Here is a 20,014-nt window from a genome sequence, read left to right on the forward strand (position 1 = left end):
GCAGGACAGTGTCCTGCACCATTTCGCGATCTCGCCGGCACGCCCCTCCCGCCGCGCGCGGTTCCCCGCGCCCCTGGTGGCTCAGCTTCCGATCAGAGTCCGCCACTCGGCGACCTTCGCCGGGTCGACCGCGCCCGCCCAGCCGCCCTCGCGGGCCGCGCCGCCGATGTGGAAGGCGTCGAAGCCCGCGGCGAGGAGGTCGGGGACGTGGTCGGCGCGCAGGCCGCCGCCGACCAGGATCTGCGGGCGGTAGCCGGGCTCGCCGGTCTTGGCGAGTTCGCCGAGCAGGACCTCGCGGCCGGCGTCGACGCCGGCCGCCGCGCCGGAGGTGAGGAAGGTGTCGAGGCCGGGCAGGTCGGCGACGGCGGCGCGGACCTCGGAGCGGTCGGCGCTGTGGTCGATGGCCCGGTGGAAGGTCCAGCGGCAGCCGGCGACGGCTTCGGCGACGGCCCGGGTCGCGGCGAGGTCGACCTCGCCGTCGGGGGTGAGGAAGCCGAAGACGAACTCCTCGGCGCCTTCGGCCCGCAGCGCCGCGGCGCGGGCGAGCAGGTCGTCGAGGTCGCCGGGGGTGAAGCCGTCGCGGATGCGGAGCATGACCCGCAGCGGGAGGTCGACGGCGGCGCGGATCGCGGCGAAGTCCCTGGTCGCCGGGGTGAGCCCGTCGGCGGCCATGTCGGTGACCAGTTCGAGGCGGTCGGCGCCGCCCGACTCGGCGGCCCGGGCGTCCTGGGGGGTCAGCGCGATGACTTCGAACATTGGTCTAGACATATCGAATAGCCTGCCACATCGGCAGGCGGCGGGCGAGCCCCCGCCGCCGTTCGGCCCCGCTTCCTCCTCCGATCGCGTCCCGTCCGCGCGCCGTTCGCGTCCCGTTCGTCCAGCCCGTCCTGCTCGGCCTGCTCGGCCTGCTCGTCCCGCTAGGAGACCTCCGCCCGGCCGCGCGCGCCCTGACGGACCGACAGCGCCTGCCCGGTCAACAGCAGCCCGGCCGCGCCGGCCACCGCCAGCGGTACCAGCCGCCAGACCCCGCCGACCTGCTCCCACAGGCTGAACAGGCTGAACCAGGCGGTCAGCGGCAGGACGGCCAGGCCGATCGCCGCGGGCAGCAGCCGGCCGCGGGCGGCGCACAGGATCAGCAGCAGCGGGGCGAGCAGGAGCAGCAGCGGCATCCAGCCGTCCATCAGGTGCCAGCTGTCGTAGCCGCCCTGGGCCTTCGTCACCAGCAGGCCGGTGCCCGCGCCGACGGCGACCAGCAGGCGGCCGGGCCGCTCCAGCAGGTCGGTGGGGGCGGCGAGGAGCAGGCCGCCCGCGGCGAGGTAGGGCAGCAGGGCGGTGGCGTCCAGGAGCAGCAGCCAGACGTTGGGCTCGGTGAGCCAGGGGCCGCCGGGGACGACGTTGGCGGTCAGCACGCCGACCCCGAGCCGGACGGCGGCGAGCAGCACGACCAGCCCGGCCAGGGCCCGGACCGCCCGCCAGGCGCCGAGGGCCGCGGCGAGGGCCAGCAGCGCGGGGACGACGGTCAGGCCCAGCAGGGCGAGGTTGTCGGGCAGTTGCTGCCAGCGGACGCCGAACCCGGACCGGGCCGCGTCGGCGACCCGCCAGAAGCGGGTGTCGCCGGGCAGCGCGACGAGTCCGAACAGGGTGCCGGCCAGCAGCGGGGCGGCGGCGGCCAGCAGGCGGCCGCCGAGCGCGGTGGAGGTGAGGCCGGTGCGCAGCCGCAGGCCGTAGGCGGCCAGGTCGAGCGCCTCGCGGGCGGTGGCCAGGCGGCCGGCTCCGGCGGTGGTGTCGGCGAACACCTCGGCGAGTTCGGCGCCCCGGTCGCGGCGGTAGCGGGCGGGGTAGAGCGCGAGGACGGTGCGCAGGGTGACGCCGGTGCGGTGGCCGCCGGGGGCGAGGGTGCTCATGCGCCCACCTCGCTGGCGCTCGGCGAGCGCTTCGCACACGCGCACCTGCTGTCGATGAGCTCGCTCCGCTCGCTCATGCGGTGGCCCCCCGCGGCACGGCGGCGCCGCCGAGGCGGCGCTGGGCCTCGGCGGCGACGGTGCGGAGGCGTTCGGCCTCGGCGGCGAGCAGGCCGCGCCCGCCGTCGGTGAGCGCGTAGGTGCGGCGGGCCCGGCCGTCGACGATCTCCTCGGCGGCGACGGTGATCAGGCCCTGCTGGAGCAGCCGGTCGAGCGCGCCGTACAGGGTGCCGGTGCGCATCCGCACCCGCCCCCCGGAGATCGCGTCGATCTCCTGGATCAGCGCGTACCCGTGCCGGGGGGCGTCCGCGAGTGCGGTGAGCAGCAGCAGGGTGGGTTCCTGCATGGCGCGTTCTGTCATACGACTACATATATCGCTGACCGTCCTATCCGCGCCACCCTGTCCGCCCCTTTCTCCGCACGGCCCGCTCTCCTCCTCCTCACGGCCCGGTCAGCTCCGCCACCCGGCCGGGTCGTCCCGGCGCAGCGCGCCGAGCAGGCCGGCCAGCAGCGGCAGGCCCAGGGCGAGCAGCGCGATGGTCCCCCACGGGGCGTCGGCCAGGCTCACGGCGGGTCCGCCCGGCACCCCGGCGGCCCGGGAGCGCAGCAGGGCGAACGCCGGGACGAAGCCGCTGGCGGTGCCGAGCAGCGCGCCGAGCAGGGCGATCAGTCCGGCCTGCAGTCCGGCGACGGTGCGCCGGGTGCGGGGGCGGGCGCCGATCGCGGAGAGCAGGGCGCGTTCGCGGCGGGCGTCGGCGGCGGCCAGCGCGGTGGAGACCACGGCCGCGCCGAGCACCACCAGGGCGGCGAAGCCGCTGAGCGCGATCCGGACGGTGCTGTCCTTCGGCTTGAAGCCGCGCTCCACCCCGAACTCGGCGCGCGGGGCGAGCCGGGCGACGGTGGCCGCGCCGCGCTGCTCGGCCCGCTTGTCGACCGGCGCGGCGGGCAGCCAGACCGCCCCGGCGGGCTGGACGGTCAGGCCCAGGGCGCGGATCGCGTCGGGGGCGACCACCATCGGCGCGTAGCGCTGTCCGGCCGGGCGCTCGACCAGCACCGCGTCGATCCGCTGCTCCTTCACCTGGCCGCCGGCGCCCTGCATCGTCAGCACGGCCTGGCCGTCGTGCAGGTAGGCGGGGTCGGTGACCACGGCCTTCCCGGCGAGCAGCGCGTCGTCGGCGCGCTGGTCGCGCAGCGCCAGCAGGTTGTGCAGCACGGCGGCGTCGCCGACCACCAGGGGGCTGGTGGCGTCGCCCGTCCCGTAGCGGGCGGTCCCGCCCTTGGCGTACACCCGGCCCCAGCAGTTGTCGCAGAACACGTACGCGGCCTGGTAGAGGTCGGCGCGCTCGCCGAGGTCGGGCAGGTCCTGAGGCAGGGCGGCGCGCAGTTGCGGCATCGCCTTCTCGTTGCCGTTCAGGACCAGGCGGACGGCGCCGGCGGGCTGTTCCATCCGGTAGGCGGCCCGGTCCTGGACCTCGGCGCCGGACGCGTGCACGCCGACCGCGACCGCGCCGGCCACGGCGGCGAGCACGGCGGCCACCGCGGGCGCGGTGCGGGAGCGGTGCCGGGCGGCGTCGCGCAGGGCCAGCCGGGGGCCGACCGGCAGCCGGCCGGAGAGCCGGCCGAGCAGGGCGATCAGCAGCGGGGTGAACAGCAGCAGGCCGAGTTCGGCGAGGACCGCGCCGCCCAGCACGGACAGCGAGCGCGTGCTCAGCCCGGCCAGTACCGGCGGGCCCGCGACCTGGCCGGCCACCGCCCCGTACAGCGCCAGCGCGGCGCCGGCCAGCACGGCGGCCAGGCCCAGCAGCGGCGTCCAGCGGGAGGTGCGGCGCACCGGGTCGTGGTCGGTCAGTCCGGCCAGCACCTCGCGGCGGCCGGCCTGCAGGGCGGGCAGCAGGGCGGCCAGCAGGGCGGTGGCGACGCCGACGGCGGCGATCAGCAGCAGTTCGGTCGGACGCAGCGTCAGCTGCCCGAACCGGCTGCCGCCCCACTCCTCCAGCCAGGGGCGCAGCACGGCCACCAGGGTGGCGCCGAGCACGCTGCCGGCCGCCGCGCCGACCGCGCCGAGCACCAGGCCGCCGCCGAGCACCACGGCCCGCACGTGTCCGGGGCGGCCGCCGGCCGCGCCCAGCAGGGCGAGTTGGCGGCGGGCCCGGCGGGCGCCGACGGCGAACGCCGGTCCGGCCAGCAGGGCGACCTCCAGCAGCGCCATGGCGGCGGTGGTGGCGGCGGTCATCAGGGTGCGTTCGCGTTCGTCCGCGGCGCCGACGGCCTCCTGCCGCTCCAGTGCCTCGGCGGGCGGGTGGGCGGCGACCTGGCGGCTGGTCAGGGTGTAGCCGTAGGAGTTGAGTTGGCGCACCTGCTCCCAGCCGAGTCCGGCCCCGGCGGGCAGGGTGACCAGCCAGGCGGCCTTCCGGGTGGCGGCCTGCTCGGCGGACGGGGTCTGCGGGGCGAGCCCGGCGGCGACCTGCGCCTCGTCCAGCTGCCGGTACAACTCGCCCGGGCGGGCGACGAGTTCGGAGGCGCCCAGGTCGCCGGGGTGCTCGACGGTGCCGGTCAGGGTGAACGGGGTGGACTCCAGGCCGCGGACGGTGACGGTGTCGCCGATCCGCAGGCCGGTGGTGGTCAGGAAGGCCCGGGTGGCGGCGGCCTCGTGCGGGGCGGCCGGGGCCCGGCCGCCGACCAGGTCGATCCGGCCCTGCCAGAGCCGCCCGGTCAGGTCGGCCTCGAAGGTGTCGACGGGGGCCAGGCCGTCCTTGGTCTGCACGGCGGCGACCGGTCCGGTGCGGGCCGGGGTCAGGACGCTGCCGGGCGGCAGCAGCGCGCCGAGCAGGTCGGCGGGTTCGGTGCTCGCGGCGCGCTGCTGCTCGGGGGTCGGCGCGGCGTCGGAGCGCTGCAGGGTGCGGACCCCGTCGGCGGGGAACACCGCCTGCTCGATCGTCCGGCCCGGGTCGTACGCGCCGACCAGGGCGTCGGCCCGGCCCATCAGCCGGTCGGAGCGTTCGGCGGCGGTGAGTTGGCCGCTGCGGTGCACCACGTCCACGCCGGTCGCACCGAGCACCGGCAGCGCGATCATCGCGGCGACCAGGGCGCTGCGGCCCTTGGCCCGCCAGGCGTCGCGGCGCGCGATCCGCAGCACCGCCCGCAGGGCGCTCACCGGCGCACCGCCTCTTCGGTGATCCGGCCGTCGCGCAGGAAGACCACCCGGTCCGCCCAGGCCGCGTGGGTCGCGTCGTGGGTGACCATCATGACGGCGGCCCCGGCGTCGCAGCGGGCCCGCAGCACCTCCAGCACCGCGTCGCCGGTGGCCGAGTCCAGCGCGCCGGTCGGCTCGTCGGCCAGCACCAGCCGCCGGTCGCCGGAGAGCGCCCGGCCGATGGCGACCCGCTGCTGCTGGCCGCCGGACATGTCCTCCGGGAAGCGGTCGGCGAGTTCGCCGATGCCCAGTTCGGCGAGCACCTCGCGCGCCTCGGCGCGGGCGGTGCGGGCCGACACGCCCTCCAACTCCCGTGGCAGCGCGATGTTCTCCGCGGCCGTCAGGGACGGGATCAGGTTGTACGACTGGAACACGTAGCCCACCGAGCGGCGGCGCACGTCGGCCAGCTTCGCCCGGCTCAACCCCTCCAGCGGTGCGCCCTCCACCAGCACCCGCCCGCTGGAGGGGCGGTCCAGGCCGCCGGCCAGCGCGAGCAGCGTGGACTTGCCGGAGCCGGACGGGCCCATCACGGCCAGGAACTCCCCGGCCCGCACCTCCAGGTCGATCGGGTGCAGCGCGTGCACCTCGGCCGCGCCCCGGCCGTGCACCCGGCCGACTCCCTCCAGGCGCAGTACGGCCTGCGCGTTCGATCCGGTCATGGCTCCCCCTCGGAACAGCGGAACGTCTTGCATACCGAGTATGTATAGCCGCCGGACGGCGATGACTCAAGTCTGCGTCATAAGTCGGTGAACTACATATAGGCTGGATCACACCCGCCCACCGCAACCGGGAGAGCCCTAGGAGCACAATGGCCGCCATGACCGCATCGCTGTCCGCGCGCTGGCACGACCTGCTCACCCGCTGCGGCGCCACCGCCGACCCCGAGCCCTACGCCCGCGACCTGCTCGCCCGCTGGGCCGAGCCGCAGCGCCGCTACCACACCACCGCCCACCTAGAGGCCGTCCTCGACCGGATCGACGAACTCGCCGCCCACGCCGACGACCCCGACGCCGTCCGGCTCGCCGCCTGGTTCCACGACGCCGTCTACCGGCCCGACCGCTCCGAGAACGAGGAGCGCAGCGCCGCCCTCGCCTGCCGCGCCCTGCGCGAGGCCGGCCTGCCCGAACCCCTGGTCCACGAGACCGACCGCCTGGTCCGGCTCACCACCGACCACCACCCCGCCCCCGGCGACCGCAACGGCGAGGTGCTCTGCGACGCCGACCTCGCCGTCCTCGGCGGCCCGCCCGAGCAGTACGCCGCCTACGCCGCCGCCGTCCGCGCCGAGTACTCCTTCGTCCCGCCGGACGCCTTCCGCGAGGGCCGCGCCGCGGTCCTGCGCCAACTGCTCGCCCTGCCCGCCCTCTACCGCACCCCCGAGGCCCACGCCCGCTACGACGCCCGGGCCCGCACCAACATGCACGCCGAACTGGCCGCCCTGGAAGCCTGACCCCGGCCCCTCAGACCTTCCGCGCCTTCCGCACCCGGAGCCCCGCCGCGGTCAGCCGGGCCACCACTTGCCGTGGCCGGGCCGGTCCGGGGGGATCGACCAGGATCACGCCAGACCGCCGACGGGGGCGACCACCACGCCGCGCTTGCCGCACACCCAGTGCGGATCGGGCCCCAGCTCCGGCTCCACCCCCAGCGCGTGCGGATCGTCCTCCCGCTCCGCGCAGTCGGTGCACAGCGGCCAGCGCCCGTACGACTCCAGCAGCGCGTCCTGCACGTCCTGCGCCACCAGTCCGAGCACGAACTCCCGCCCGTCCGGCCACTGTTCGAGCCACCAGCGGCGATGGGTGACGGCGTCCTCCACCAGCGAGACGATCGCCGCATCGGCGACGTCCCGGGCGGTGAGGTCGGCGAGGATCAGCGCCCGCGCGCTGTGCAGGGCGGCTTCGATGTCGGAACTGGCCATCCGCCCATTGTCCCGCACTCCGCTACGGCAGCGGGAAGCCCGTGGTGTCCAACGTGATCCCGAACGGCTCGGGCAGCTCGACCGGCTTCCCGAACGGCACCCGCACGCTCTGCCCGTAGGCCCCGTCGGAGGGCTCCGAGTAGAGCGTCACCGTCGGCCCGGGCCGGTCGAAGCGGTCGACCAGCAGGTACAGCGGGACGGGCGCGTGCGCGTAGCCCCAGAGCTTCTCCGTCCGGTCCTGCCGGGCCGTGCTGCGCGAGGTGATCTCGACGGCCAGCAGGACGTCCGACGCGTCGATCGGATCGTCCTCTTCTCCGGTGAGGAGTGCGGCATCAACGACCACCAGATCGGGGATGTAGAGCTTCTCCAGCCCGGCGATCTGCGTCCCGAGGGTCTGGTAGACGCCGATCTCGTCCGGCAGGTGCCGAACCAGGGCGCGATGGACCTTTCCGGCGATGAAGTTGTGCGGCTTGCCCGGCGGTGGCACCAACTGGATCCGGCCTCCCTCGATCTCGGTGCGCCAGCCCTCGGGGGCGTCCAGCTCCCGCCAGGTGTCCAGCAGGTAGGACCACTGCTGGTCCGACTCGACCGCCATGACCGCCATCGTCGGCCTCCCCTCTTCCTCATGACGCTGTTCGCCCTCAAGGCAGTCGGGCCCGAAGCCGCCGAAACCGTCCATGGCCCCAGCGTCCCACGAAGGGGTGACCCGGGCGAGAACGCCGCGAGGGCGGCCTCCCGAAGGAGGCCGCCCTCACGAGCGAACGCGTGGAACGTCGGATCCCGGGGGATCAGAAGTCCATGTCACCGCCCGGCATGCCGCCGCCGGCGGCCGCGGCGGCCTTCTCCGGCTTGTCGGCGATGACGGCCTCGGTGGTGAGGAACAGCGCCGCGATGGAGGCGGCGTTCTGCAGGGCGGAGCGGGTGACCTTGGCCGGGTCGATGATGCCGGAGGCGACCAGGTCGACGTACTCGTTGGTCGCGGCGTTCAGGCCGTGGCCGGCGGGCAGGTTGCGGACCTTCTCGACCACGACGCCGCCCTCGAGGCCGGCGTTGGTCGCGATCTGCTTGATCGGGGCCTCCAGGGCCACGCGGACGATGTTGGCACCGGTGGCCTCGTCGCCCTCCAGCTCCAGCTTGTCGAACGCGACACCGGCCTGCAGCAGGGCGACGCCGCCACCGGCGACGATGCCCTCCTCGACGGCGGCCTTGGCGTTGCGCACCGCGTCCTCGATGCGGTGCTTGCGCTCCTTGAGCTCGACCTCGGTGGCCGCGCCGGCCTTGATGACGGCCACGCCGCCGGCCAGCTTGGCGAGGCGCTCCTGGAGCTTCTCGCGGTCGTAGTCCGAGTCGGAGTTCTCGATCTCGGCGCGGATCTGGTTGACCCGGCCGGCGACCTGGTCGCTGTCGCCGCCGCCGTCGACGATGGTGGTCTCGTCCTTGGTGATGACGACCTTGCGGGCGGTGCCCAGCAGGTCGACGCCGGCGTTCTCGAGCTTGAGGCCGACCTCCTCGGAGATCACGGTGCCGCCGGTCAGGATGGCGATGTCGCCGAGCATGGCCTTGCGGCGGTCGCCGAAGCCCGGGGCCTTGACGGCGACGGACTTGAAGGTGCCGCGGATCTTGTTCACGACCAGGGTCGAGAGGGCCTCGCCCTCGACGTCCTCGGCGATGATGACGAGCGGCTTGCCGCTCTGCATGACCTTCTCCAGCAGCGGGAGGAGGTCCTTGACCGAGGAGATCTTGGAGTTGGCGATGAGGATGTACGGGTCCTCGAAGCTCGCCTCCATGCGCTCCAGGTCGGTGGCGAAGTAGGCGGAGATGTAGCCCTTGTCGAAGCGCATGCCCTCGGTGAGCTCGAGCTCCAGGCCGAAGGTGTTGCTCTCCTCGACGGTGATGACGCCTTCCTTGCCGACCTTGTCCATGGCCTCGGCGATGAGCTCGCCGATCTGGGTGTCGGCGGCCGAGATGGAGGCGGTGGAGGCGATCTGCTCCTTGGTCTCCACGTCCTTGGCCTGGGCCAGCAGCTGGTCGGAGACGGCGGCGACGGCCTTCTCGATGCCGCGCTTGAGGGCCATCGGGTTGGCGCCGGCGGCGACGTTGCGCAGACCCTCGCGGACGAGCGCCTGGGCGAGCACGGTGGCGGTGGTGGTGCCGTCACCCGCGACGTCGTCGGTCTTCTTGGCGACCTCCTTGACCAGCTCGGCGCCGATCTTCTCGTACGGGTCCTCGAGCTCGATCTCCTTGGCGATGGAGACACCGTCGTTGGTGATCGTGGGGGCGCCCCACTTCTTCTCCAGGACGACGTTGCGACCCTTGGGGCCGAGCGTGACCTTCACGGCGTCGGCAAGCTGGTTCATGCCACGCTCAAGGCCGCGGCGGGCTTCCTCGTCAAAGGCGATGATCTTGGCCATCAGAAGTGGTCCTCCGGGACACGGTCGACTGCTCGGACCAAGGGGTGCCCGCGACGGACGGCCCAGGAGAGCGGGGGTCCCTTCCCCTACCGCTTCCGGGGCCTCACCGGCCCGGTCCGTTTGTCACTCTCACACGGTGAGTGCTAACGCCAATGATTAGCACTCTGGGGTGGCGAGTGCAAGCCCATCGGGGCCCCGCCGACCGGCCGCCGGGCAACCCGCGGGCCGCCCGGAAAGCCCGCAGGCCCGCCCCGGACGCGTCGCGTCGGGGCGGGCCTGCGGGTTTCGGTGCGTGGCGGTCCGCCGGGGCCGTCAGGCGCCGGCGGCGCGGACCATGTCGGCCTGCGGACCCTTCTGACCCTGCGAGATCTCGAACTCGACCCGCTGGCCCTCTTCCAGGGTGCGGTAGCCGTCCATCTGGATCGCGCTGTAGTGGACGAACACGTCCGCTCCACCGTCGACCGCGATGAAGCCGTAGCCCTTCTCGGCGTTGAACCACTTGACGGTGCCCTGAGCCATTCCGAACTCCCCTTGTGCTGTGCTGGCCCTTCAGAGATCCGCAGGACGCGGACCCGGAGGTCTGGAAGACCGGCCTGGGGACTCCCCCCCGTACGGCGCAGCCTCTGTCGCGGCTGAATGTATCCGGATATGCGCCCTCTGCAACAGGCCCAATTTGCGGGGAACCCCGTCGCCCGGCGGGGGATATTTCGGAACGAAAGGCGCATCCGTCGACAATTGCCACGGGACATAACGGACGCGTTGCCGCAAAACGACGAAACAATTCTGACGGCGGCCTGACAGAACAGGCGGAAAGCTCCCCGGCGGACGTCTCAGCGCGCGGAACGGAAGCGAGGCGGAAGCGGGGGCGGAACGGGTTCTGCACGGGCGGAGCGCGGTGCGGAAAACGAGGATTGAACCGGGCCGTGGAGGGGAACGGACCTGACCGGAACTCTACTCCCCCGATCCCGTCGGAATTCCGGCGGCCCGCCGCACCGGAAAACCGCAGGTAACCGGGCCGCCGGCCCCGGCACGCAGCGGGCCGCCGCCCGGTCCGGAAAAGGGAATTCCGGACCGAACGGCGGCTGCGGGAATGCGGGCGGTTCAGCAGCCGCCGGCCACCGCCGGAATGATCGACACCGAGGCGCCGTCCTTGATCTCGGTCTCCAGGCCCTCGGCGAAGCGCACGTCGTCGTCGTTCACGTACACGTTGACGAAGCGGCGCAGCTTGCCGGTGTCGTCCAGCAGGCGGGCGGCGATGCCGGTGTGGTTCGCCTCCAGGTCCGCGATGACGGCGGACAGGGTCGCGCCCTCGGCGGTCACCTCGGCGGCGCCGCCGGTGTAGGTGCGCAGGATGGTCGGGATGCGGACGGTGGCGCTCATGCGGTGCTCCTCGGGGCGTGGGGGGTGTCCTGCGGCTGGGTGTCAGGCGGTGGCGAGGCCGGCGGCGCGGAAGGACTCCAGCGTCGGGCGGATCACGGCGGTCATGCCGGCGTCGGCGACCGCGTCGAGGGTCTTGAGGCCGTCGCCGGTGTTGATGGCCACGGTCTCCTTGGACGGGTCCAGCAGGCCGGTCTCGACCAGCTTCTTCAGCACGCCGACGGTCACGCCGCCCGCGGTCTCGGCGAAGATCCCCTCGGTGCGGGCGAGCAGCTTGATCGCCTCGACCACCTCGGCGTCGGTGACGTCCTCGACCGCGCCGCCGGTGCGGCGGGCGATGTCCAGCACGTACGGGCCGTCGGCCGGGTTGCCGATCGCCAGCGACTTGGCGATGGTGTCCGGCTTGACCGGCTTGATCACGTCGCGGCCGGCCTTGAAGGCGGCCGAGACCGGGGAGCAGCCCTCGGCCTGGGCGCCGAAGATCTTGTACGGCTTGTCCTCGACCAGGCCGAGCTTGATCAGCTCCTGCAGACCCTTGTCGATCTTGGTGAGCTGGGAGCCGGAGGCGATCGGGATGACGATCTGGTCGGGCAGCCGCCAGCCGAGCTGCTCGCAGATCTCGAACGCCAGGGTCTTGGAGCCCTCGCCGTAGTACGGGCGCAGGTTGACGTTCACGAAGCCCCAGCCCTCGCCGGCCGGGTCGCCGATCAGCTCGGAGCAGAAGCGGTTCACGTCGTCGTAGTTGCCGTCGATGCCGACCAGCTCGCCGCCGTACACGCCGGCCATCACGACCTTGCCCTGCTCCAGGTCGTGCGGGATGAACACGCAGGACTTGAAGCCGGCCCGGGCGGCCGCGGCGCCCACCGCGCCGGCCAGGTTGCCGGTGGAGGAGCAGGACAGCGTGGTGAAGTCGAAGGCCCGGGCGGCCTCGATCGCGCAGGCCACCACCCGGTCCTTGAAGGAGTGGGTCGGGTTGCCCGAGTCGTCCTTGATGTGCAGCTGCGCGGTGAAGCCCAGCTCGCGGCCCAGGTTGTCGGCCTTGACCAGCGGGGTCCAGCCCGGGTTCAGGTTCGGCTTGCCGGCCACGTCGGCCGGGACGGGCAGCAGCGGGGCGTAGCGCCAGATCGACGCCGGGCCGGCCTCGATCCGCTTGCGCAGCTCCTCGGCGTCGTAGCCCGCGTAGTCGTAGGCGATCTCCAGCGGGCCGAAGCACTCCAGGCAGGCGAAGCTCGGGCCGAGCGGGAAGCGCGTCCCGCACTCCCGACAGGACAGCGCGGTCGCGGGACCGAGGTCGACGGCGGTGGGTGCGGCGGTGTCAACAGCCATGGTGGCGAGGCCCTTTCTCCTCATCTTCCCCGGAGCGCGGTCGCGTCCGGGACGGAATTGGCACCTGTCCCGCCGGGCCTGCTGGCCGCGCGGGAGGGTTGCCGGGACTTCAACGGGCCGTTCCCTCAGTCCCTCTGGATGAGCTCTGTGAAGTTGTGGTCGTACGCTGCGAGCGACCCCCGGGTGCGAAGGCACGATCGCAATACGAAGACTGTATCCGAAGGCCCGCGCGGACCCACCCCCGCGTCCGACACCCGAGACGAACCGACACAGGGAGCGAGACTTGCCGGAGCAGCCCGAGCCCGGGGTCCTGCCGGAGGTGGCCGACTGGCTGCGCCGCCGATCGTGGACGGCCGCCGACCGGCCGCTCGACCTGCTGCTGGCCGCCAAACGCGCCGCCGGGGCGGCCGGCACCGTCAGCGTGGTGCTGCCCGCGCTGGACGAGGAGCCCACCGTCGGCGAGATCGTCGCCGCGATCCGCACCGAGCTGGTCGAGCGCGTCCCGCTGGTCGACGAGCTGGTGGTGGTCGACTCCGGCTCGCAGGACGGCACCGCCGCCGCCGCGGCCGCCGCCGGCGCCCGGGTGGTGCACCGCGACGCGATCCTGCCCCGGCTGCCCGCCGAACCCGGCAAGGGCGAGGTGCTGTGGCGCTCGCTGCTCGCCACCAGCGGCGCGATCGTCTGCTTCGTCGACGCCGACCTGCGCGAGTTCGACCCGGCCTTCGTCTCCGGCATCATCGGCCCGCTGCTCACCGACCCGGCCCTGCAGCTGGTCAAGGCCATGTACGACCGGCCCTTCGAGGCCGACGGCGCCGTCGTCCCGGCCGGCGGCGGCCGGGTCACCGAACTGGTCGCCCGCCCGCTGCTCAGCCTGCACTGGCCGCAGCTGGCCGGCTTCGTCCAGCCCCTCGGCGGCGAGTACGCGGCCCGCCGCAGTCTGCTGGAACGACTGCCCTTCCCGACCGGCTACGGCGTCGAACTCGGCCTGCTGGTCGACGCGTTGGAGCTGGCCGGGCTGGACGCGCTGGCCCAGGTCGACGTCGGCGTCCGGCACCACCGGCACCAGGACGGCCAGGCCCTCGGCCGGATGGCCGCCACCATCTACCGCACCGCCCTGGAACGCCTGGACCGCACCCACCGCCTCAAGGCCGACCCCGACCTGGTCCGGCCGCTGCTCACCCAGTACACCCGCACCGCCGCGGGCTTCGCCCCCCGCACCCACCCCGTCCCGGCCACCGAACGCCCCCCGATGGCCACCGTCCCCGAGTACCGCGACCGCTGACCCGGGCGCCCGCCCGGCCCTCCACCGGTCCCCCACTGTTCACCCGGCCCGCGCCGCGCCGAGTGGTTTGGTCCGGTGATCGCACGGCAAGGTTGGCTGTATGGCCGATCACGTGTCCGAACGCCCCCAGCAGTCCGGAGCCGCCCCGATCCTGGTGGCCTCCAACCGCGGCCCGGTGTCCTTCCGCACGGAGGACGACGGCACGCTGACCCTCCGCAGAGGCGGCGGCGGCCTGGTGTCCGGGCTCTCCGCGATCGACGACCCGAACGCGGTCTGGGTCTGCGCCGCCCTCTCCGACGCCGACCGCACTGCCGCCCGGCAGGCCCCCGACGGTCGCCTCGACCTGGCCGGCCACGACGTCGGCGGACAGGCCGTCCGAATGCTGGACATCGATCCGGAGACCTTCGCCCGCGCCTACAACGGCGTCGCCAACTCCACCCTCTGGTTCGTCCACCACCTGCTCTACCAGACGCCCGTGCAGCCCGCCTTCGACGCCGCATTCCGCACCGAGTGGGCCGCCTACCGGGCCTACAACGCCGCCTTCGCCGAAGCCCTCGCCGCCGAGGCCGCCCCCGGCGCCGCCGTCCTGGTGCAGGACTACCACCTCTCGCTGGCCCCCGCCCTGCTCCGCGAACTCCGCCCCGACCTGCGGATCGGCCACTTCTCGCACACCCCCTGGGCCCCGCCGGACTACTACCGGCTGCTGCCCGACGACGTCGCCGCCGCCGTCCTCGAAGGCATCCTCGGCGCCGACCGCGCCGCCTTCCTGACCCGCCGCTGGGCCCTCGCCTTCGCCGACTGCTGCGAGGCCGTCCTCGGCGCGCAGGTCGACCGCTCCGAACTGACCGTCACCCACGGCGGCCGCACCACCCGGCTCGGCGTGCACGGCCTCGGCGCCGACGCCGAGTTCCTGCGCGAACGCGCCCACCGGCCCGACGTCGACGAACGCCTCGCCACCCTGCGCGAGGCCGTCGGCGACCGCCGCACCATCGTCCGGGTCGACCGCACCGAACTCAGCAAGAACATCGTCCGCGGCCTGCTCGCCTACCGGCACCTGCTGCGCACCCGCCCCGAATGGCTCGGCAACGTCGTCCACATCGCCTTCGCCTACCCCTCCCGCACCGACCTCGCCGAGTACCGCGACTACACCGCCGAAGTGCAGCGCCTCGCCGGGGAGATCAACGCCGAGTTCGGCACCGCCGACTGGCAGCCGCTCATCCTGCACGTCAACGACGACTTCCCGCGCTCCCTCGCCGCGTACCGGCTCGCCGACGTCGCCCTGGTCAACCCGATCCGCGACGGCATGAACCTGGTCGCCAAGGAGGTCCCCGTCGTCTCCGACCGCGGCTGCGCCCTCGTCCTGTCCCGCGAGGCCGGCGCGTACGCCGAACTCGCCGACGACGCGATCACCGTCAACCCCTACGACGTCATCGCCACCGCCGACGCCCTCGCCGAGGCCCTCGCCATGCCCCCCGCCGAACGCGCCGACCGCACCAAACGCCTCGCCGCCGCCGCCACCGCCCTCCCGCCCCAGCAGTGGTTCCTGGACCAGCTCCACGCGCTCCAGTAGCCGCGCAGAGCGAAACCGGGGGCGCGGGAGCAACTGCTGCGCGCCAGACCCTGCGCAAGCAGGGGCGCGGGGAACTGCGCGGCCAACCGAGCACGCACAGCCGGATCGCCCCGCGGGACAGTGTGTTGCACTGTCCCGCGACCGCACCGACGTGCGACTCCCTCCCCCAGCCCCAAGGGGGGCTGGGAGGTGCCCCCTTCGCGCAGTCCCCCGCGCCCCCGGCTTCGCGTTCGTCGCCCCTAGCCGCGCAGCAGCTCCGTCAGCCCGTTCAGCAGGTCGACCACCCCCGCCGGCCCGGCGACCAGCAGGTCGGCGCGTTCGGCGAGGGCCGCGACCGGGGGTTCGCCGGTGACGGGGCCGCTGCAGACGAGCAGGCCGGGGTGGCCGGCTTCGCGGCGGCGGCCGATCTCCGCGTAGGCGGCGAGGTCGCCGAGGTCGTCGCCGGCGAAGAGGACCGGGCCCGCGTCCCGTTCGGCGAGGAACTCGTGCAGGGCGGCCCCCTTGTCGACCCCGGGCGGCCGCAGTTCGAGGACCATCCGGCCGGGTTCGACCACCAGTCCGTGCCGCCCGGCGAGTTCGTCGAGCGGGCCGCGCAGCCGTTCCAGCAGCGCGTCCGGTTCGGGGGCGCGCCGGGTGTGGACGGCCAGCGCGCGTTCCTTGTCCTCGACGAAGGTGCCCTCGGGCACGTCCAACCCGGCGAGCAGCGACGGCAGTTCGCCCCGGACGGCGGCCACCCCGGGCGGCGGCGGGGCGGCGGTGACGGCGTTGCTGCGGGCGTCCCAGCGTTCGGCGCCGTAGTGGCCGAGGACGGTGAGGTGTTCGAGGCCGGGGGCGGCGGTGAAGCCGCCGTACGCGGCGGCGGTCGCGGCGGGCCGTCCGGTGACCACGACGACCGCGCCGACCAGCGGGGCCAGCGCGCCGAGTGCGGGGACGACCCCGGGGTGGGCGCGGGCCCGGTCGGGGTCGGCGACGATCGGGGCGAGCGTGCCGTCGAAGTCGAGTCCCACGACGGCGGACTTCGGATCGGCGAGCAGACCCGCCAGTCCGGTCCGACCCGCCTGGGTCGTGATCTGTTCAGCGATTCCCATGCCCCCGACGCTACCGGCCGCCGCCGGTCGCCGGGCGGCTATCGGGCCGGTGGTCACTGCCGGGCTTCGCGCCGCGCCTGCCGGATCCGGCGCAGCCGGTTGACCAGGACCGGGTCGTGGGCGAGTGCCTCGGCCCGGTCGAGCAGGGCGTTGAGCAGCTGGTGGTAGCGGGTGGCGGAGATGCCGAGCTCCTGCCGGATCGCCTGCTCCTTGGCACCGGCGGTCCGCCACCCGCGGGCTTCCAGGGCGAGCACGGCCCGGTCGCGTTCGGTCAGTTCGGCCATGCGTCCAGGCTATGCCCCGCCCCCGTCAGCCCGTCCCCGCCCGCCCCCGTCAGCCCGTCCCCGCCCGCCCCCGTCAGCCCGTCCCCGCCCGCCCCCGTCAGCCCGTCCCCGCCCGGCCCGGCCCGGCCCGGCCCCCGTCAGCCCGCCCGGCGGGCCTTGGCGGCCTCCGCGAGGGCGGTGGACTGCAGGTCGGCGAGCACCTGGTCGCCGCCGCTCTTCACGGCCTTGCCCATCTGCTGCTTGATCATGCTGCTGACCTTGTCCCAGGAGGGGTCGCCGTAGGGGTAGAAGCTGGCGGTGGGCAGGTTCTGCAGGAACTGGGCGAGGTCCTGGTGGGAGGCGTTGGCCGACATGTCGTCGAGGGTGTCCTGGGTGACGGGGAGCATGTTGTACTCCTCGTCGAAGGCCAGGGTGTTCTGCTTGGCGAGGGTGAAGTTCAGGAACTTCTTGATCTCCGCCCGGTGGCCGTTGGCCTTGAAGGCCATCAGCCAGTCGGCGACGCCGAAGGTGACCTCCTTGACCTCCTTGCTCTTGCGCGGGATCGCGGCGGTGCCGTACTGGATGCCGGCCGCTGCGGCGGCCTTGATCAGCGCGGGGTGGCCGTTGAGCATGGCGACCTCGCCCTTGGTGAAGGCGGTGAAGGCGTCCTTGCGGTTGGCCTGGCCGGGGTCGGGGTAGGTCAGGCCGCGGTCGACCAGGTTGGTGCGCAGCCACTTGAAGGTGTCCCGGTTGGGCTGGCTGTCGATGGTGTAGTTGCCGACGCTGTCGGAGAGTTCGCCGCCGCCGCTCATCGTCCAGATCATCGACTCGGCCTGGGCCTCCTCGGGGCCGAGCGGCAGCGCGTACGGGGTGACGCCCGGGACCTTGGACTTGATCAGCTCGGCGTCCTTGCGCAGGTCGTCCCAGGTGGCGGGCGGGGCGGTGATGCCGGCCTTGTCGAAGATCGCCTTGTTGTAGACGAACACCCGGCTGGAGGAGATGAACGGGATGCCGTACTGGCTGCCGAGCACCTGGCCGGCCTTGCTGAACGAGCCCAGCAGGTTGGCCTGGGCCTCCATGGAGAGCACGTCGCCGACGGGGTAGAGGCGGTCGGCGGCGACCTGGTCGGCGAAGCCGCCGGTCTGCACGACGTCGGGGGTCTTCCCCTTGGCGATCAGGTCGGCGACGTGCTTGTCGATGTCGTCCCACGAGACCACGTCGACCTTCACCTTGATGCCGGGGTTGGCGGCCTCGAAGTCCCTGGCGACCTTGTTCCAGTAGATGCTGCTGCTGTTGGAGGCGTCGGTTCCGTAGTCGGCCGCGACCAGGTCGAGCGTCACCCCGCCTCCACCGGACAGGACGCCGCAGCCGGAGAGCAGCAGGCATCCGACGAGGGGGAGAGGGATCAGCGCTGATCGCTTCAAGGGGGACCGCCTTCGGGAGGGTGACAGCCGCGACCCTGGCAGTTCCCGCTCACAGTGGTCCAGACCTGTAGGGGCGGAAGTTATCGAAGTGTCAGTTCCTGTTGCGCCCCGCGCAACGTGGACTGCACAACTGTCCGGTATCCGGACGACCGCGGGTCTTCACCGTGCCGCCGCCCCGCCCCCGTTCCGGCGCGCTCAGGCGGTCAGGACGGTCACCCCGGCGTCGGTGAAGGCGGCGGCCAGCGCGTCCGGCACCTGGCTGTCGGTGACCAGGGTGTCCACCGCCTCCAGGCCGCAGATCCGGGCGAAGGCCCGGTGGCCCAGCTTGGAGGAGTCGGCGGCCACCACCACCCGCCGGGCCCGTTCGGCGAGCAGCCGGTTGATCGCCGCCTCGCCCTCGTGGTGGGCGGTCGCACCGTGCTCGGTGTCGAGCCCGTCCACGCCCAGCACCGCGGTGTCCAGGGCGAGTTCGCCGAGCACCTGGGCGGCCAGCGGGCCGATCAGCTCGTACGACTGGGGGCGGGCGACGCCGCCGGTGACCACGATCTTCACCTGCGGACGGACCGTCAGTTCGTTGGCGATGTTGAGCGCGTTGGTGACCACGGTGAGGCTCTGGCCGCTCTCCGGGTGCTCGGCCAGGTCGGGCCGGACGGCGAGCGCCCGGGCCACCTCGGTGGTGGTGGTGCCGCCGTTGAGGCCGACCACCTCGCCGGGGGCGATCAGGCCGGCCACCAGGGTGCCGATCCGCTGCTTGGCGTCGGCGTTGCGGGCGGTCTTGTAGCGCAGCGGCAGGTCGTAGGAGACGCTGTGCGCCACCGCGCCGCCGCGGGTGCGGGTGAGCATCTGCTGGCGGGCCAGCTGGTCGAGGTCGCGGCGGATGGTCGCGGCCGAGACGTCGAGCTCGCCGGCCGCCTCCTCGACGTCCAGCCGGCCGTGCTCGGCCAGCAGTTCCAGCAGCGCGTTCCACCGCTCGTACCTGGACACCGTCCGCTCCTCCCGCGCCCCGCCCGGCGCGCCCCGCGCCCGGCGGGGACAGCTTCGCACACCCGGGCTCCGCTCCACTCATTGCGCAATCATGCGCGAAACAGCTATAAATCAATCAGCTTTGCGCACTCGGTTCGCCCTCGGGCGGTTCCGGTCCGCATCGCGCCGTCCCCGGGGAAGCCGAAGGAGCCCGCACCCATGCCGCACACCAGCCTGACCGGCGAGGAGATCGCCACCCAGCCCGACGACTGGCGCACCGCCGCCGCCCTGGCGGCGAGCGGCCCGGCCGGCCTGCCGCGGCGCGGCGAGCGGGTGGCCGTGGTGGGCTGCGGCACCTCCTGGTTCATGGCCCAGGCGTACGCCGCGCTGCGCGAGGCCGGCGGCCACGGCGAGACCGACGCCTTCGCCGCCTCCGAGTTCCCGCTCGCCCGCCGCTACGACCGGGTGCTGGCGATCACCCGCTCCGGCACCACCACCGAGGTGCTGCGGCTGCTGGCGGCCACCGACCTGCCGACCACCGCGCTCACCGCCTGCGTGGACCAGCCGGTGGCCGCCGCCGCCGACCACCTGGTCGACCTGGGCTTCGCCGACGAGCGCTCGGTGGTGCAGACCCGCTTCGCCACCACCGTGCTCGCCCTGCTCCGGGCCCACCTGGAGACCGAGGGCGCCCTCCCGGCCGGGGTGCGCACCGTCGCCGCGGCCGCCGCGGACGCCGAGCGGGCGGTGGCCTGGCAGGTGCCGGACGAACTGGTGGCGCTGGAGCAGATCTCCTTCCTCGGCGCGGGCTGGACCAACGGCCTGGCCCAGGAGGCCGGGCTGAAGATGCGCGAGGCGGCGCTGGCCTGGACCGAGGCGTACCCGGCGATGGAGTACCGGCACGGCCCGATCTCGATCACCGCCCCGGGCCGGGCCGCCTGGATGTTCGGCGAGCTGCCCGCGGGCCTGGCCGGCGAGGTCGCCGCGGTCGGCGGCCGGCTGGTGGCCGACTCCGGCGCGGACGGCCTGGACCCGCTGGCCGACCTGGTCCGGGTGCACCGGCTGGCGGTCGCGCTGGCCGCGCACCGCGGCCTGAACCCGGACGAGCCGCGCAACCTGACCCGCTCGATCGTGCTCGGCTGAGCCCCGCCCGCCCGCACGCCCGGTAACGGCTTCGCCACCCAAACCGCCCAGGAGGCTGCAAAGAGCGATAAACCTCACCTCTCAGGACCAGACCAATCGAGCAA

General features: G+C 73.9%; 19 protein-coding genes and 1 riboswitch. Of the genes, 4 read left to right on the top strand and 15 right to left on the bottom strand.

The genetic code is table 11. The features are described from left to right. Window positions 1–81: 81 nt before the first annotated feature. The 5 genes from EDD39_RS04110 to EDD39_RS04130 all read right to left on the bottom strand — a co-directional run bounded on the left by EDD39_RS04110 (window position 82) and on the right by EDD39_RS04130 (window position 5,813). Window positions 82–756: a copper homeostasis protein CutC gene (locus tag EDD39_RS04110; RefSeq protein ID WP_425269637.1), complete on the bottom strand. Its 675-nt coding sequence runs from the start codon at window positions 754–756 to the stop codon at window positions 82–84. Between the two features lie 161 nt (window positions 757–917). Next, window positions 918–1,904: a hypothetical protein gene (locus EDD39_RS04115; protein ID WP_123553422.1), complete on the bottom strand. Its 987-nt coding sequence runs from the start codon at window positions 1,902–1,904 to the stop codon at window positions 918–920. A gap of 73 nt (window positions 1,905–1,977) precedes the next feature. Then, window positions 1,978–2,322: a PadR family transcriptional regulator gene (locus EDD39_RS04120; protein ID WP_123553423.1), complete on the bottom strand. Its 345-nt coding sequence runs from the start codon at window positions 2,320–2,322 to the stop codon at window positions 1,978–1,980. Window positions 2,323–2,412: 90 nt separating this feature from the next. Next, window positions 2,413–5,115: an FtsX-like permease family protein gene (locus EDD39_RS04125; protein ID WP_123553424.1), complete on the bottom strand. Its 2,703-nt coding sequence runs from the start codon at window positions 5,113–5,115 to the stop codon at window positions 2,413–2,415. Further along, on the bottom strand, window positions 5,112–5,813 hold the full coding sequence (locus tag EDD39_RS04130; RefSeq protein ID WP_030458118.1) for an ABC transporter ATP-binding protein: 702 nt from the start codon (window positions 5,811–5,813) through the stop codon (window positions 5,112–5,114). The genes EDD39_RS04125 and EDD39_RS04130 overlap by 4 nt, the downstream gene beginning before the upstream one ends. 158 nt (window positions 5,814–5,971) lie before the next feature. Between EDD39_RS04130 and EDD39_RS04135 the strand changes: the two genes are divergently transcribed. After that, window positions 5,972–6,601, top strand: coding sequence for an HD domain-containing protein (locus tag EDD39_RS04135; RefSeq protein ID WP_030458119.1), 630 nt, complete (start codon window positions 5,972–5,974; stop codon window positions 6,599–6,601). Between the two features lie 105 nt (window positions 6,602–6,706). Here EDD39_RS04135 and EDD39_RS04140 read toward each other — a convergent pair whose 3' ends face one another. The 6 genes from EDD39_RS04140 to thrC form a co-directional block, all read right to left on the bottom strand. Continuing rightward, complete coding sequence (locus EDD39_RS04140; RefSeq protein WP_123553425.1) at window positions 6,707–7,066, bottom strand: hypothetical protein; 360 nt, start codon at window positions 7,064–7,066, stop codon at window positions 6,707–6,709. Between the two features lie 22 nt (window positions 7,067–7,088). Next, entirely contained in the window at window positions 7,089–7,670 is a 582-nt protein-coding gene (locus tag EDD39_RS04145; protein ID WP_425269638.1) for a Uma2 family endonuclease, read from the bottom strand. Window positions 7,671–7,854: 184 nt separating this feature from the next. Then, window positions 7,855–9,477: a chaperonin GroEL gene (groL, locus tag EDD39_RS04150; protein WP_123553427.1), complete on the bottom strand. Its 1,623-nt coding sequence runs from the start codon at window positions 9,475–9,477 to the stop codon at window positions 7,855–7,857. A gap of 312 nt (window positions 9,478–9,789) precedes the next feature. After that, window positions 9,790–9,996 (bottom strand): cold-shock protein, encoded by a 207-nt coding sequence (locus EDD39_RS04155; RefSeq protein WP_014137493.1) that lies wholly within the window; start codon window positions 9,994–9,996, stop codon window positions 9,790–9,792. Between the two features lie 582 nt (window positions 9,997–10,578). Then, complete coding sequence (locus EDD39_RS04160) at window positions 10,579–10,857, bottom strand: MoaD/ThiS family protein (protein WP_030910230.1); 279 nt, start codon at window positions 10,855–10,857, stop codon at window positions 10,579–10,581. 42 nt (window positions 10,858–10,899) lie between these two features. Further along, on the bottom strand, window positions 10,900–12,180 hold the full coding sequence (gene thrC, locus EDD39_RS04165; RefSeq protein ID WP_030910227.1) for a threonine synthase: 1,281 nt from the start codon (window positions 12,178–12,180) through the stop codon (window positions 10,900–10,902). A gap of 17 nt (window positions 12,181–12,197) precedes the next feature. Continuing rightward, a riboswitch (SAM riboswitch) is annotated at window positions 12,198–12,325 on the bottom strand. Between the two features lie 138 nt (window positions 12,326–12,463). Here thrC and EDD39_RS04170 point away from each other — a divergent pair. Together EDD39_RS04170 and EDD39_RS04175 are read left to right on the top strand one after the other, a co-directional pair. Then, complete coding sequence (locus EDD39_RS04170; protein WP_123553428.1) at window positions 12,464–13,462, top strand: glucosyl-3-phosphoglycerate synthase; 999 nt, start codon at window positions 12,464–12,466, stop codon at window positions 13,460–13,462. Window positions 13,463–13,562: 100 nt separating this feature from the next. Beyond that, window positions 13,563–15,032 carry an alpha,alpha-trehalose-phosphate synthase (UDP-forming) gene (locus EDD39_RS04175; RefSeq protein WP_123553429.1) on the top strand — a complete coding sequence of 490 codons (1,470 nt, stop codon included), beginning with the start codon at window positions 13,563–13,565 and terminating at the stop codon, window positions 15,030–15,032. 239 nt (window positions 15,033–15,271) lie between these two features. On the opposite strand, the gene otsB is transcribed toward EDD39_RS04175, so the two are convergent. From otsB to EDD39_RS04200, 4 genes are all read right to left on the bottom strand, one after another. Next, window positions 15,272–16,120 (bottom strand): trehalose-phosphatase, encoded by an 849-nt coding sequence (otsB, locus tag EDD39_RS04180; RefSeq protein WP_123553430.1) that lies wholly within the window; start codon window positions 16,118–16,120, stop codon window positions 15,272–15,274. A 53-nt stretch (window positions 16,121–16,173) separates the two neighbouring features. Next, window positions 16,174–16,404, bottom strand: a complete 231-nt coding sequence (locus EDD39_RS04185; RefSeq protein ID WP_030458128.1) for a DUF3263 domain-containing protein — start codon at window positions 16,402–16,404, stop codon at window positions 16,174–16,176. 137 nt (window positions 16,405–16,541) lie between these two features. Beyond that, entirely contained in the window at window positions 16,542–17,807 is a 1,266-nt protein-coding gene (locus EDD39_RS04195; protein ID WP_244256596.1) for an extracellular solute-binding protein, read from the bottom strand. Window positions 17,808–18,002: 195 nt separating this feature from the next. Further along, window positions 18,003–18,791, bottom strand: coding sequence for a DeoR/GlpR family DNA-binding transcription regulator (locus tag EDD39_RS04200; protein ID WP_123553431.1), 789 nt, complete (start codon window positions 18,789–18,791; stop codon window positions 18,003–18,005). 198 nt (window positions 18,792–18,989) lie between these two features. Between EDD39_RS04200 and EDD39_RS04205 the strand changes: the two genes are divergently transcribed. Beyond that, window positions 18,990–19,910 (top strand): SIS domain-containing protein, encoded by a 921-nt coding sequence (locus EDD39_RS04205; protein WP_123553432.1) that lies wholly within the window; start codon window positions 18,990–18,992, stop codon window positions 19,908–19,910. Window positions 19,911–20,014: the final 104 nt, after the last annotated feature.

The organism is Kitasatospora cineracea (genome assembly GCF_003751605.1).
GTDB lineage: Bacteria > Actinomycetota > Actinomycetes > Streptomycetales > Streptomycetaceae > Kitasatospora > Kitasatospora cineracea.

Coding starts and splice junctions, on each gene's coding strand:
- EDD39_RS04110 (WP_425269637.1), bottom strand. CDS start 756: ATGTTCGAAGTCATCGCGCTGACCCCCCAGGACGCCCGGGCCGCCGAG.
- EDD39_RS04115 (WP_123553422.1), bottom strand. CDS start 1,904: ATGAGCACCCTCGCCCCCGGCGGCCACCGCACCGGCGTCACCCTGCGC.
- EDD39_RS04120 (WP_123553423.1), bottom strand. CDS start 2,322: ATGACAGAACGCGCCATGCAGGAACCCACCCTGCTGCTGCTCACCGCA.
- EDD39_RS04130 (WP_030458118.1), bottom strand. CDS start 5,813: ATGACCGGATCGAACGCGCAGGCCGTACTGCGCCTGGAGGGAGTCGGC.
- EDD39_RS04135 (WP_030458119.1), top strand. CDS start 5,972: ATGACCGCATCGCTGTCCGCGCGCTGGCACGACCTGCTCACCCGCTGC.
- EDD39_RS04140 (WP_123553425.1), bottom strand. CDS start 7,066: ATGGCCAGTTCCGACATCGAAGCCGCCCTGCACAGCGCGCGGGCGCTG.
- EDD39_RS04145 (WP_425269638.1), bottom strand. CDS start 7,670: ATGGCGGTCATGGCGGTCGAGTCGGACCAGCAGTGGTCCTACCTGCTG.
- groL (WP_123553427.1), bottom strand. CDS start 9,477: ATGGCCAAGATCATCGCCTTTGACGAGGAAGCCCGCCGCGGCCTTGAG.
- EDD39_RS04155 (WP_014137493.1), bottom strand. CDS start 9,996: ATGGCTCAGGGCACCGTCAAGTGGTTCAACGCCGAGAAGGGCTACGGC.
- EDD39_RS04160 (WP_030910230.1), bottom strand. CDS start 10,857: ATGAGCGCCACCGTCCGCATCCCGACCATCCTGCGCACCTACACCGGC.
- thrC (WP_030910227.1), bottom strand. CDS start 12,180: ATGGCTGTTGACACCGCCGCACCCACCGCCGTCGACCTCGGTCCCGCG.
- EDD39_RS04175 (WP_123553429.1), top strand. CDS start 13,563: ATGGCCGATCACGTGTCCGAACGCCCCCAGCAGTCCGGAGCCGCCCCG.
- otsB (WP_123553430.1), bottom strand. CDS start 16,120: ATGGGAATCGCTGAACAGATCACGACCCAGGCGGGTCGGACCGGACTG.
- EDD39_RS04185 (WP_030458128.1), bottom strand. CDS start 16,404: ATGGCCGAACTGACCGAACGCGACCGGGCCGTGCTCGCCCTGGAAGCC.
- EDD39_RS04205 (WP_123553432.1), top strand. CDS start 18,990: ATGCCGCACACCAGCCTGACCGGCGAGGAGATCGCCACCCAGCCCGAC.